Source organism: Photobacterium jeanii (genome assembly GCF_001650345.1).
In the GTDB taxonomy this organism is placed as follows: domain Bacteria; phylum Pseudomonadota; class Gammaproteobacteria; order Enterobacterales; family Vibrionaceae; genus Photobacterium; species Photobacterium jeanii.
The window spans coordinates 284512-297709 of sequence record NZ_LVHF01000029.1 but is presented as its reverse complement, the minus strand read 5'-3'; the positions used below and the strand labels follow the sequence as shown (position 1 = coordinate 297709).

The following is a 13198-nucleotide window of genomic DNA, read 5'->3' as shown; positions in this document are numbered from 1 at the left end:
TTATTTCAGTAATACATTAAGCCCACATTTCTCATGTGGGCTTTTTTATATGTATCAAAGGATTAGTTAAAATATTTGTTCGTGAAGTAAGATTTTACTCACTGGTCAAACCTTAGCTGCAAATGTATTATTCCCACGTTGAATATTTCTTTAAGGGATATTTTTCGCTTCTAATCGACGTATGTTCAATTAAAACATTAACTTACAAATTATGCGTAAAACCTTGCGCCTAAAAGACCGATAGCGGGTGTTTGATGCTGTTATTGGCAAATTAATACGTCGTAAAAAACATTTGTCGTACATTTAAACGCTTTACACGAATAAAAGTAAATCTTTACTCATCCTTATTCAAAATCGGCTGGTTGTGATTGCTCCGCAGAAGAGCTCGTGACGAGTAAAAAATAAAATCGTTAGGGAATGAGTAATAGGTAACAAGGTTTACTGAATAAAAGTTGGTGATGGGAAGGCTGCCGTTTGTAGCAATCTCATCGGGATATTGCCAACTTACGCACCTACAACAAGAAGTCTTAATGGAATAGACCGCAGGTGAGCGTTATTACTAGTTGAGAAAATACATTGAGAACCACAGCCGCTGTACTTTTGTTGGCCTCTATGCTCGTGCCAGCCGCAAAAGCACAAGATTCATTTTTTCCTATTTGGGGCGATGAAGCCGAAAAGCTAGGCTACACCTTGCCCAAGCCTTACGGTCTGTCCATTTCCTATATGGATATGAGTAACCCAATCACAGTTGATAGCATTGTGCTTCGCGGTCATCCATTACTGGAAGCCATTGATGTTGATGCTAATAAAGCTCACTTTACGGGTAGCAATATTACTGTGCGTGGTGATGTATGGATTTTCCCTTTCATGAACGTGTACGGCATCTTGGGTTACACCAAGGGAGAGAGCAAGGCAAAAATTAACAGCGTCAGCTGCGATCAAGCCAAGTTTAGTAAGTGGAATTTAGGCTGTGCGGTGGTTAATGCTGTTGGTTCTCGCCTACCTGAAAGTGCCGAATTCAACCTGAAAATGGATGGTGGAACCTACGGCATTGGTACTACTTTAGCGGGCGGTGTGGGTGATTGGTTTGCTCTGCTGGATATGAACTACACCTACACCAGCATTTCAGCCATTGATGGTGATATTCGTACTTTCGTTGCAGCACCTCGCATTGGTCATCGTTGGCAGTACGATAGCGGGCGTGAATTACGTGTGTTCGTTGGGGCGATGTACCAGAGTATCGATCAGTATTTGTCAGGGGATTTGGCGAGCCTTGGTTTGCCATCAGTAGTGAATGCGGTGGTCGACAAGTTAGCACCAGATGCCAGCTTTGAGGTGAGTCAGCACTCGAACCAGAAATGGAATGGCACCTTAGGGGCGCAGTATGCCTTTAACCGAGATTGGGATGTACTGGTGGAAGCGGGCTTTGGTGATCGCAAGTCCATGTTTGTTGCCCTTGGGCGTCGATTCTAGGTGGTCATCATGAAGCAATTAGTACCACTGGTTATGGGGTTAACGCTATCGGGTTATGTTGGCGCAGTAACGGCGGCTAAATCCGAACTGGATCTCAATGATCATGCAGAGAACAGCGCTGTTAGCAACGCAGAAAATGCGAGTGAATCGCAAGAGCTCACTACCTATCAGCGCTATCAGCAATGGCTAAATAAAATGCTGCTGGAACTCGGTGCTGATGGGCAATTTAACCCAGATAAAGGGGTAGATTGGAGTGTTATGCCTGGGCCGTTTTATACCCCAGAAAAGCAATTTGGGATCGGCGTTTCAGCGGTCGGTTTATACCTGCCTGATGAGGATAGTACTTCTCAGCCAAGTTCGATCACCATTAATGGCTTTGGCTCTATCAATGGCGCATACGGTGTGGCACTGCGCAATGCTAATTACTTGGCTCATGATAAATACCGCGTGTTTCTTGATGCGGAAGTCATGGATTCGCCCGATATCTTCTACGGTATTGGCATGGACGCTGGGCGTAATAATGCACGAGTGAATTACACGCGTCGTACCTATGCCGCCTCTGCTATAGCTCTGATGCAAGTGCTTCCCAATACGTACCTAGGCGCGGGGGTAAAGCTATCGCAAAACGAAGCCTCGAAAGTGGAAAGTGTGGATCCTGACAAGCCTTGGCAGGGTGATACGTTAGCGATGTTCCCTAACAAGCAATTCAGCGCTGGGGTTACAGCATCCATTACTTATGATTCTCGCGATTTTGCCCTTAATGCTCGTGAAGGACGTTTATTGAAGTTGGATTACACCCACTTTAGTACTCGATTGGGCTCGGATAATCCGTTTGATCGGGTTTCTGTAAATTACAGTGATTATTACTCCTCGACTTCATTTGATGGGGTTATAGCTTGGCAAGCTTTGGTACAAGCTAACTTTGGTGATGTCAGCTGGGATCAAATGGCTTTACTCGGCGGTGCCGATGCACTTCGTGGTTATGAGCAGGGACACTATCGCGATCGTAATATGCTGATTTCACAGGTGGAGTACCGTCAACCGCTGGCTGGTCGTCATGGCATGGTTTATTGGGCAGGGGTAGGCACGCTTTCCGATAAAATTAGCAATCTGGGGCAAGAGAAATGGTTACATACGCTTGGTGTCGGTTATCGCTTTGAGATCAAGCAACGTGTAAACCTTCGTCTTGATATGGGCTTTGGTAACGGTGAGAGCGGTTTCTACTTTGCGATTAACGAGGCGTTCTAACGATGAGCAGATTGATAGCGCTAAGTTTTACTAAAAAGAGTGTCGCCAAGCCGTTAAGCGCAAAGGTAAGCCCTAAAGCATACGCAGTAGCGGCAGTGATGGCGGCTGTCAGTATTATGAGCGGTTGCAGTTCCTATGCTTGGCAAGTGTATCCGCAGCCATCTCATGCTCAAGTGCAAGCGATGTTGGCTGGTGACAAGGTTTCTGCAACGGCATGGCAATGGGATGAGCAGATTGGCGCGTCGCTGACTGTGCCACAAAATGTTCGTCCGTGTTGTGCTTTTGGTGACATGCAACGGGTAAAACTGGGACCTATCCCAGTTCCCTTCTTTCGCTTAAACAATGTGATAAGCCCACAAGCGGTAGGACCGCATAAATTCGCTAGCGGTATATACCATTACACTTCATCATCAGCTTCTGCGTCAGGTGTGGCAGGGGGCGAAAATAATGGTTTGATGTATACCCAGTATGGCGGTTTTATCGATCTTGCCCATGTGCGAGACACTGCTGATGATACGATTGGACTGTTTTTTGAGGTACTCACTCACTTAGGCAAAGAGCATCGAATTGAGTTACCCAGTGAGTTAGGGCCTCGATATGTGAATATGCAATCGTTTGATGTTAAGGGATTGTCTGCAGACCAACAGTGGCAACTTGCCGCGCATTTAGCTGCACGGTTAGCATATTTTAAAGCAGAATCTCACGAAATAGCGCAATGGCATGGTTACAGCAGCTTCTCACAATGGCCTGAAACTATTTCGGCTTATTCGTTAGAAGATCTTTATTCCAATATGCTGGGCGCGAAATTATCACTGACTTTGATCCAACAGCGGAAGATGCTGAGTGAAAGCCAATACAATCAGAACCTGACCTTGTGGTTGAATGCGAGCTTGGCAGAGCTAGGTGCGCAACCAAAAGAAGCCGTTAAGGCGGTTTTAGCTGCGGTTGATGGTCACTGGTGGGACTCAAAGCAAAGTATTCCCAGCAAATTTATGATCTTAAAGCGCCACTATCAGCTTGGTGATCATCAAACGCCGTATCTTTTGACCGCAGATTTAGTGCCAACCACGAAGGCAGCGGTGAACAATGATGCTACTTTGCAGCAGCTAGCAAATAGCCAGCCGACTGAGTTAGCTTTGGCTGATTCTTTATACGGTTTGCCGCTTGATGAGTTAGCGCAATTAGTGCTGGAGGTTGATGAAAACTACCAGCCAAGCTTTGCTCATATGCCCGACTCTGTATGGCAGCAAGGCATAGTGCATACCGCGTTTCAAACCATTGCTAATTACGCTGAAATTGAAGACAACAAGGTGTTAGCGAACTTAGAAATTCAAGCGCAGCTTGATACAGAAGGAGAAAGGAAGTGAGAAAAAAGTTATCGCTGATCGCGGCTAGCATGACGTTTGCGCTACTTTCGGGCTGTAGTGGTCATAATCATTATGATCACTTATCGACTACCGATATTGAGGTTCCTTCTGCTACTTCTGCAACGCACGCTGCGTCTTCACAAGTATCAGCTGAGGCAGTTTCATCACAGCGTGTCAGCTCTCTTCATGCGAGCGATCAGAACACAGGTTTAGAACATGCGCCAAAGTTTGCGATTGCTTTTGGTGGTGGTGCAGCCCGAGGCATGATGCACCTTGGGGTAATAAAAGCGCTTGAGGAAGCGGGGATCAAAGCGGATTTAGTCACAGGCACCTCGGTAGGCTCTATTGCTGCTGTGATGTACAGTGCGAAAACCTACCCTGAAATAGAACGTACACTTTACGAGTTTTCAGAACATGAAATTACGGATTTTCAGATAGCGAAAAATGGCTTAATCAAAGGTAAAGCCCTTGCGAACTGGATTAACAAACAGCTTGAAGTGGACGATATTACCCAGCTCCCAATTCCTACCGGCGTTGTCGCCACTAACCTTACAACGAAAAAGGCCGTTATGTTTACCGCAGGTAATATAGGTCAAATCGTTCAAACGTCATCAACCGTGCCAGGTGTGTTTGTGCCTGTTGAACACCAAGAACAATGGTTAGTTGATGGTGGGGTTGTATCGCCTGTGCCTGTGTATGCAGCGCGTCAGCTAGATGCCGATATCGTGCTGGCGATTGATGTATTCTGTAGCCAACCACCTCCGCTCTCTGAAAGGGCGGTTGATGTAATGGCAAACACCTATTGGCTACAAAGTTGTGAATCATCGCGAGCTGAAACCAACAGTGCTGATATTGTAATTCGCCCTCAACCAAGCGATCCTAGTTTGGTTAATTTTGGCGATCAGCAGGCGCGAGAAGCAGCGATGCGAGCAGGTTATCAAGCAATGAAGGCGCAAATACCGCAGCTTAACGCTTTGTTGGCTTTAAAGCCTGCCGCGACTAATTCGGTTAAGATTTAGCGTAATGATAATGGATTAAAGTTATGTAAGATTTTGCGTGCAACAACCAAATAATTGCTTGTTAATTTTAATTCATAACTTGTTACCAGTTAGATGCTTAACAAATAAAAGCATGTGAATTCTGTTCATATGCTTTCTAAAAATAAACATAAAATGATTGATATCAAATCACACTGACAAAATAACACCAATTTTCTGCTTTGTTGACTTGTTAACTCCTACCACACCCCTATAGAATTGAATCCAGATCACACTTCTTCAAAGAATAATAATATGCCGCTATTCTTGTGCGGTATTTGATTGCTGTATTTTTTAAGGGCGAACATGAGTCAAACAAAGCCTCAGATGGATATCACGTCTCAAGGAAAAGAGCGTGAGTATTCAGCGTCAATCAATTTGATTTCGACAACCGATGCGCAGAGCCACATTACTTACACTAACCAACATTTTTGCGATGTAGCAGGCTATCAAGCTGATGAAATGTTCGGTCAGCCTCATAATCTTGTTCGTCATCCAGATATGCCGAAAGCTGCGTTTGCCCAATTATGGCAATACATTCAATCGGGTAAAAGCTGGATGGGGATTGTAAAGAACCGTTGTAAAGACGGTGGTCACTATTGGGTATCGGCTTTTGTAACGCCTATCACCGATGAGCGTGGTCAGATTGTGGAGTACCAATCGGTACGTAGTCGCCCTAATCGTGATGAAATTAATCGCGCTACTGAGATTTACAGCAAGCTACAAAAAGGCGAAAAAGCGGGCATCGCAGATCGTCCTCGTTTACGCCAAGGTCAAATTTTAACTGGCTTATTGTTAGCTGTAACGGGTTTGGCTGGCTATCAAATGTTTGCTTCTGATTTTAGTTTCGCCTCTATTGGTATGCTTACTCTTTCATCGATAGCGCTTGGTTTATCGGGTGTGATGGGTAAACGTCAGGCGCAGGTGAATCAGTTAGCGGCACAAGCTTACGATAACCCATTAATGGAAGCGGTTTATACCGGCCGTAAAGATGATTACTCGGCGGTAGAGCTTGCACTTCGTATGCGCCAAGCAGAGCTTCGTGCGATTGTTGGCCGTGCCAGTGAAACTTCGTCTGATATTTTGATTTCAGCGGAAGATGAACGTGCTAATTCACAAGAGATCAAAACAAACCTAGCGCGCCAAACTGAAGCGACCGAGCATGTTGGTGTTGCGATGGGGCAGATGACTTCGTCTATTCGTGAAGTGGCAGAAAGTGCAGCCCAAGCATCTGAACTGACATCACAAGCACAGTCGATGTCGGAAGATGGTCAACACCATGTATCGGCAACGATTGACTCAGTGCAAGCGCTTCACAGCGAGTTAGATAATTCGAAAGACGTAATTAATGCGCTTTCTGACAGTAGCCGTCAGATCGAAAGTATTTTGGATGTGATTGGCTCAATTGCCGATCAAACAAACTTGCTAGCACTTAATGCTGCGATTGAAGCTGCACGTGCTGGTGAGGCAGGGCGTGGCTTTGCGGTTGTTGCTGATGAAGTACGTTCGCTTGCGCAGAAAACGCAAACTTCGACTGAAGAAATTCAGGCAATGATTGCCAACCTTCAGCAAACGGCAGAGCAAGCCGTTAATGCGGTTGAGCGCGGTGGTGAGCTTTCTGAGCAATGTCGTGAGCGCGCACTTGAGACAGGTGATCAACTAACACGCATCAACGAAATGCTAAACCGTGTGACTGATAACAGCCACCAGATCGCAGCTGCCGTTGAAGAGCAAGCGGGTGTCTCGGATGAAATCGGTCGTAACGTTGAACACATCAACGAGCTTTCTTTTGCAACATCATCGGTTAGTGATCGCTCTGTAGAAAGCACCCAGCGTTTGGTTGAGCGCCTTGAAGGACTTAGCCGCTTAATGCGCCAGTTCCAAAGCTAATGTAGCTGTCGCTAAAATATTTGATTAAGCCCCGATGTTCACAGCGTCGGGGCTTTTTATTTTCTGCGCCTAACCTTGAGTAATGCTAACTGATTCACTCCTTTTTTGATTCGTTCGCCTAATATAGAAGCAATGATAAGAACAACTTCTCAGTGTTTTTTAAGGAAGATTATGAGTCAGAAGGTATTGGTGCTGTTTGCCCACCCATCGCAACATCGTTCTGAAGTGAATAAGCCGCTTTATAACGCCGCTAAGCAGGTTGAAGGTGTTACCGTCATCGACCTTTACCACGAATATCCTACATTCAACATTAATATCGACCGTGAGCAACAACGTTTGGTTGAGCACGATGTGATTATTTTTCAATTCCCTTTGTATTGGTATTCCACCCCGGCAATTTTGAAAGAGTGGCAAGATTTAGTATTGGAATATGGCTTTGCCTACGGTACTGACGGACATGCCCTTGAAGGAAAAACCTTCTTTTGTGCGTTAACTGCTGGTGGTAAAGCAGAGGCTTACCATGCTGATGGTTATAACCATTTTACGATTCGAGAATTGTTGTATCCGCTGGAACAAATGGCAGGTCTAACCGGAATGCATTATCTGCCGCCTTTTGCACTATTTGGTTCTCGAACGGCGTTGGAAGAAAATCGGATCCCCGCTCATGTTGATAAATGGCGCGATTTGCTTGAAAAGCTGGTAACTGGCGTGATCGAACGTGAAGTCGCGGCTATTCAACCTAAGTTAAATTACTACCTAGAATCGCTCCATAACCAAGCGGAGGCAGTGAAATGACCAGCATTTTTCTACAAGCCTTCGTTTATCTTGTTGCTGCTGTTATCGCAGTGCCTATCGCCAAACGCTTAGGGTTAGGCTCGGTCTTAGGGTATCTCATCGCTGGGGTTGTGATTGGCCCTATTATTGGTTTAGTCGGTGAAGAAACCACCACGATCCAGCACTTTGCTGAATTTGGTGTAGTGATGATGCTGTTCTTAGTCGGTCTAGAGCTTGAGCCTAAAATGTTGTGGGCGATGCGTAACCGTTTGATGGGGCTAGGCGGTTTACAGGTTGGTGGCACGGCAGCCGTTGTTATGGCCGTAGCTCTCTTCTTTGGACAACCTTGGACAATAGCGCTCACTATCGGTTTGATCTTTGCCTTGTCATCGACCGCGATTGTGCTGCAAACCTTTAATGAAAAAGGATTAACCAAAACGGAAGGTGGGCAAAATGCATTCTCAGTGTTGCTATTCCAAGATATAGCCGTGATCCCAATGCTGGCTTTCATCCCATTATTGGCGTTACCCGAATTGGTTGCGCAGGCGCAAAGTGCAGTGGCACAAGCGGCAGAACACCATGAAGAACTCAGTTTGGTTGCCGGGCTACCGGGATGGGCATACGGCTTAGTGATAACAGGATCAATCGTTGCCGTGGTAGTGGGTGGTCACTTCCTTAGTCGTCCGCTGTTTCGTTTTGTTGCCAGTTCTGGTTTGCGTGAGATTTTCACCGCGACCGCATTAATGCTGGTGATTGGTATTGCTGCATTGATGAGTTTGGTCGGTTTATCGCCTGCGTTAGGTACTTTCTTGGCTGGCGTGGTGTTGGCGAACAGTGAATTTCGTCATGAATTAGAATCGAATATTGATCCGTTTAAAGGCTTGTTATTGGGCTTGTTCTTTATCACCGTAGGTGCGGGTATTAACTTCTCGGTACTGTTTAACGACTTCGCTGTCATTATTGCTCTGACGTTTGGTGTAATGGTGGTGAAAGCCCTTGTGTTGTTTGCGCTAGCGTTGATATTTCGTATCAAAGGTAGCGATCGTTGGCTGTTTACCTTGAGCTTGGCACAAGCGGGTGAGTTCGGCTTTGTGCTGCTGAGCTTTTCACTGCAAAACCATGTTATTCCAGCTGAGATCGCGCAAACTTTATCGTTAGTGGTGGCATTGTCGATGTTCCTAACCCCGGGGCTCTTTATCTTGTTTGATAAGGTGATTTTGCCTCGTTTTGAACAAAGTTCTAACGATCGTGAAACAGACGTTATCGATGAGCATGGCACAGTGATCATTGCTGGTATTGGTCGCTTCGGACAAATTGTTAATCGCCTATTGGCATCGAATGGCGTCAAAACCGTCGTTTTGGATCATCAAGCTAATCAAGTTGATACGGTAAGACAGTTTGGGTTGCCAGCTTATTTTGGTGATGCGACTCGTCCTGATTTACTGCATACCGCAGGGATTGAACATGCCACCGCATTAGTCGTTGCGATTGATCATCAAGAGCACAGTATTGAACTGGTCAAATACGTTAAGCACACCTACCCGAAAGTTAAGGTTATCGCTCGTGCCTTCGATCGTGGTCATGGTTATCTACTTCGCCAAGCGGGTGCGGATATCATAGAGTCTGAAACTTATCATTCAGCCTTAGAGATAGGTGGTCATGCGATGAAAGCCATGGGGCTACACCCGTTTTATATTGAACAGCAAAAGTTCACCTATAAGCGGGTTGAAGACCGTAAATCTGACAAGCTTTATGCAGCGTGGGAAGCGGGTTCAGAAGAAGAACGCTTTGATAATAACTACCGTGAGTTGTTTGTTCGTCTTGAAGAAGTGATGGCGGAAGAGATGAAAATCGATCGTAGTGATAAACATGCGCGGTCTGAGCGCGGTTGGACACCACCACCAAAAGGCTATGCTGAAATTATTGAAGAGGATGACTCAGAGCAACCACAAGCCAGTTAGCTAGGCTTGTCGTCTACTGTCAATAGATTAAGGCGCACCGTTAATTTGAGGAAGAGCTAAGACGTTCTGTAGAGAATGTTTGAGTTATCTGAACAAATAACGGTGCGCGCTTTTTTATCTTAAGCTTTGAGCGATAGCATAGCGCCAAAGCCAATGAGTCCGGCACCACACAATTGATTGATGCGCTTTTTCATTTTCAATAAGCCTTGCTGCAAGCTTTGGGAAGTGAATAGCATTGCGACTGCACTAAACCAAATCCCATGCAATACGATCATATACACGCCATAGATTAACGCATTGCTGTAAGTGCCCGAGTCAGGAGAGATCACTTGGCTGAAAATGCTAAGAAAGAACAACATGGTTTTTGGGTTGAGCACGTTACATAAAAAGCCTTGAGCAAGATAGCGATGTGGCTTAATACTTTGTTGCTGAGTGCTTGGATGTGATGGAGTGTGATCGGCTTGATCGTTGCTACCAGCGGCCAAGATGCCTTTGATCCCAAGGTAGATCAAATAAGCAGAGCCAGCATAGCGGATGCCATTAAATAACCATTCATTTTGTGAAATTAGGTAACTGATCCCCAGTAGCGAGTAACTGATATGCACGCATATCGCCAAGCTCACGCCTAAGGCAGTCCAAATCCCTGCTGTTCGCCCTTTATTAAGGCTGTTTTTTAACACCAAGACAAAATCCGCTCCCGGACTAATAACGATGAGTATGCCAAGTATGGCAAGACTGATAAATTCCATGATTGCTCCCATTGAGTTGTCGTTGTTATATCAATTTCCTGCATTGTAAGAGCATAACGGCACGACTATAATCGAAATAAACGCCAACAACCTGTGAGATAAATTCACACATGCGACATCTCAAAGCATTTCATGTTTTCCATGTGGCGGCTTCTTCCGCAAGTTACACTCAAGCTGCGCAAAAACTCAACATTACCCATGGTGCGGTGAGTAAGCAGATCAAAGTGCTGGAAGATTATCTTTCTCGTCCGTTATTTTATCGTCAAGGGCGAAATGTACTGCTAACTCAAGAAGGTGAGTTACTGAAAGCGTATACAGCGCAAGCATTTCAGGCGTTAGATGTGGGAGTCACCAAGGTGCAGCAACTCAATAATCAGTGCCTTGAAGTGTCTTGTGAGCCGACGCTAACCATGCGGTGGTTAATGCCAAGATTAGCTGACTTTCATGGTGAAACCGATGCTGATGTTAGGCTTTCCACGGCAGGCGGACCTGTGACATTGGGGATGACGGGCTTATCATTAGCGATACGACGTGATGACTTTGAAGACATTCACAATTACAACAAAACGCTATTGGTAGATGAGTGGGTTGGGCCTGTATTTTCTCCTGAATATTGGCAGTTAGTTAAAGATGATTGGTCGCAGATAAAGCTTTTACACAGTGATACTCGTCCTCACGCATGGGATCATTGGTTAACCAGTGAAATACAAGGTGATCAATTTGGAAGTGGTCATCAGAGTTTTGCCCATTTCTATTTTTGCTTTCAAGCAGCGGTTGATGGGTTAGGGGCGGCTTTGGGTTCTTATCCCTTGGTGGTCGATGATTTGAAACGTGGAAATTTGGTGGCGCCGTTTGGTTTTAAGTTATCGGGGCATAAGTATATTCTATTGAGCGAAAACCGTGAACTCGATGAGCTCGAAGCTGAATTTGTGGCTTGGTTAAAACACAATTTGAAAGCTTGTGTACCCAATAGACAGTCATAAACTCATAATGAGAAATTGCTCACTGAAATGAATTATTGAGTAGTTTTTGGGTACATGAGTGCTAGTGATATTGCTTACAAGAATTATCAAAGGTCCTAATTCATCCTAAAACAATGGCTTACCTCACGGTATTCAATCAGTTGATTAATACAATGCGTCCATTCATCTTACTGAAGTGGAAGCTATTGTGGAAAGCCGTTCATCTCTTAATCAAAGAGAAGATATCCGACGCCCCTTTTTTGGTGAAGCGGTATTCTTACTCTCATTTATTACCCTATCGTTAATTGTTGGCATCTTGGTTTTTCACCTTGATGTCCACATTCTTCTGATCATCTCTGTTGTGCTGACAATGTTGTTTTGCTGGCGCTGTGGCTACAACCTCGACAAGCAAATAGAGATCATGGGGGAGAGCCTTAAAAACGCCACCGGTGCGATGTTCGCATTTATATTGATCGGCATGATCATTGGGGTGTGGATCTTAGCAGGTACGATCCCTGCGTTGATTTATTACGGGCTCGATATTGTCTCACCTGCCTTTTTCTTGCCTGCGGGTTTTCTGGTGTGTTGCGGTATTACGTATGCTACCGGCACTAACTGGGGCGCAGCTTCTACCATTGGTGTTGCTTTAATTGGGATGGGGATCAGCTTGGGTGTGCCGCTTCCAGTGATTGCTGGGATGATCATTTCAGGTGGCGTTTTCGGGGTGAACTTATCGCCTTTATCCGACGTGACTATTCTAGCGTCAGCCACCGTTGGCACTACAGTAAGTAATCACTTAAAAGCCGTAGGTAAAGTGAATCGCTTGGTCTTACTGTTATCAACCGTTGCTTATTACTTTATGGGTACCTTGTACGTAGGAACAGAAACGGGCGGCACAGGGCATATTACTGAATTACAAACCACCTTAAGCCAAGCTTTTAACATGAACATCTTGGTGTTATTACCGATTGTGATCACCTTGGCGATGACGTTTGCCAAAATTCCATCGCAAATTGCCTTGTTCTGCGGTGTGGTAGTGGGCGGCCTCGTAGCTGGGTTCGTGCAGCAAAATAGTATTACTGACATCTTTGCCGCGCTGAATTATGGCTTTACTCACGCAACAGGTCATGAACTTGCTGATAAGCTGCTGATGCGCGGTGGCATTCAAAGCATGATGTGGACGTTCTCGCTTGCTTTCATCGCTCTTTGCATGGGCGGGTTATTGGAAAAAGCGCATTTCCTTCAAGTGATGCTAGAGCGCATTCTGCCAAAAATTAAAAGTAACGTGAGTTTGGTTTTCACCACATTGTGCACTTGTGTGTTGGGGAATGTGACCACCAGTGAAGTCTATCTTTCGATGATCCTTAATGGTTCGCTCTACAAAGGCGTTTATGCCGAGCGAGGCTTTAAACCTGAAATGCTAAGTCGCCTGCTAAGTGAAGGTTCGATGACATCTGGCATGTTGTTACCTTGGACAACAGCTGGCGCTTTCATGACTGCCACTTTAGGCGTTAGCCCATTGGTGTATGCCCCTTATGCTGTGTATGTCTGGCTGACCCCAATTGTGTCTGTATTGCTGGTGGGGATGGGACGTACATTGATCAAGCAAGATCCTAGTGAGCCTTTGCCTGATGAAAGTGAGATTGCTGCGTTAAGCCAACCTGCTGTTGAAGTGGCTTATGAGCCTAATACAACAGATATCAAGGCTTAATTTACCCTGTTAGAGCACTGGATATT

General features: G+C 45.4%; 10 protein-coding genes. 9 read left to right on the top strand and 1 reads right to left on the bottom strand.

Features of this window, described 5'->3' with window-relative positions:
* Positions 1-576 precede the first annotated feature (576 nt).
* The 7 genes from A3K86_RS16130 (at position 577) to A3K86_RS16100 (ending at position 9750) form a co-directional block, all read left to right on the top strand.
* Complete coding sequence (locus A3K86_RS16130) at positions 577-1473, top strand: hypothetical protein (RefSeq protein WP_232322015.1); 897 nt, start codon at positions 577-579, stop codon at positions 1471-1473.
* Between the two features lie 9 nt (positions 1474-1482).
* A complete protein-coding gene (locus A3K86_RS16125) occupies positions 1483-2721 on the top strand; it encodes a BamA/TamA family outer membrane protein (protein WP_084406649.1) in 1239 nt (412 codons plus the stop codon).
* 2 nt (positions 2722-2723) lie between these two features.
* Positions 2724-4088 (top strand): DUF4056 domain-containing protein, encoded by a 1365-nt coding sequence (locus A3K86_RS16120; RefSeq protein WP_232322014.1) that lies wholly within the window; start codon positions 2724-2726, stop codon positions 4086-4088.
* Positions 4085-5107 (top strand): patatin-like phospholipase family protein, encoded by a 1023-nt coding sequence (locus A3K86_RS16115; protein ID WP_084406648.1) that lies wholly within the window; start codon positions 4085-4087, stop codon positions 5105-5107. Before A3K86_RS16120 ends, A3K86_RS16115 begins: the two co-directional genes overlap by 4 nt.
* A 324-nt stretch (positions 5108-5431) precedes the next feature.
* Positions 5432-7015, top strand: coding sequence for a methyl-accepting chemotaxis protein (locus tag A3K86_RS16110; protein WP_068333389.1), 1584 nt, complete (start codon positions 5432-5434; stop codon positions 7013-7015).
* A gap of 168 nt (positions 7016-7183) precedes the next feature.
* On the top strand, positions 7184-7810 hold the full coding sequence (locus A3K86_RS16105; RefSeq protein WP_107270348.1) for an NAD(P)H-dependent oxidoreductase: 627 nt from the start codon (positions 7184-7186) through the stop codon (positions 7808-7810).
* The gene (locus A3K86_RS16100; protein WP_068333383.1) at positions 7807-9750 is read left to right on the top strand and encodes a monovalent cation:proton antiporter-2 (CPA2) family protein; all 1944 of its coding nucleotides are present in this window, start codon (positions 7807-7809) and stop codon (positions 9748-9750) included. The genes A3K86_RS16105 and A3K86_RS16100 overlap by 4 nt, the downstream gene beginning before the upstream one ends.
* A 119-nt stretch (positions 9751-9869) precedes the next feature.
* Here A3K86_RS16100 and A3K86_RS16095 read toward each other — a convergent pair whose 3' ends face one another.
* A complete protein-coding gene (locus A3K86_RS16095) occupies positions 9870-10499 on the bottom strand; it encodes a LysE family translocator (RefSeq protein WP_068333380.1) in 630 nt (209 codons plus the stop codon).
* 110 nt (positions 10500-10609) lie between these two features.
* Between A3K86_RS16095 and A3K86_RS16090 the strand changes: the two genes are divergently transcribed.
* Both A3K86_RS16090 and A3K86_RS16085 read left to right on the top strand, forming a co-directional pair.
* Positions 10610-11482 carry a LysR family transcriptional regulator gene (locus A3K86_RS16090; protein ID WP_068333377.1) on the top strand — a complete coding sequence of 291 codons (873 nt, stop codon included), beginning with the start codon at positions 10610-10612 and terminating at the stop codon, positions 11480-11482.
* A gap of 187 nt (positions 11483-11669) precedes the next feature.
* Positions 11670-13172 carry a Na+/H+ antiporter NhaC family protein gene (locus tag A3K86_RS16085; protein ID WP_068333374.1) on the top strand — a complete coding sequence of 501 codons (1503 nt, stop codon included), beginning with the start codon at positions 11670-11672 and terminating at the stop codon, positions 13170-13172.
* Positions 13173-13198 lie beyond the last annotated feature (26 nt).

What these genes read in the sequence shown, in the direction of transcription:
- A3K86_RS16125 (WP_084406649.1), top strand. Translation starts at nt 1,483, where the DNA reads ATGAAGCAATTAGTACCACTGGTTATGGGGTTAACGCTATCGGGTTAT.
- A3K86_RS16120 (WP_232322014.1), top strand. Translation starts at nt 2,724, where the DNA reads ATGAGCAGATTGATAGCGCTAAGTTTTACTAAAAAGAGTGTCGCCAAG.
- A3K86_RS16110 (WP_068333389.1), top strand. Translation starts at nt 5,432, where the DNA reads ATGAGTCAAACAAAGCCTCAGATGGATATCACGTCTCAAGGAAAAGAG.
- A3K86_RS16100 (WP_068333383.1), top strand. Translation starts at nt 7,807, where the DNA reads ATGACCAGCATTTTTCTACAAGCCTTCGTTTATCTTGTTGCTGCTGTT.
- A3K86_RS16095 (WP_068333380.1), bottom strand. Translation starts at nt 10,499, where the DNA reads ATGGAATTTATCAGTCTTGCCATACTTGGCATACTCATCGTTATTAGT.
- A3K86_RS16090 (WP_068333377.1), top strand. Translation starts at nt 10,610, where the DNA reads ATGCGACATCTCAAAGCATTTCATGTTTTCCATGTGGCGGCTTCTTCC.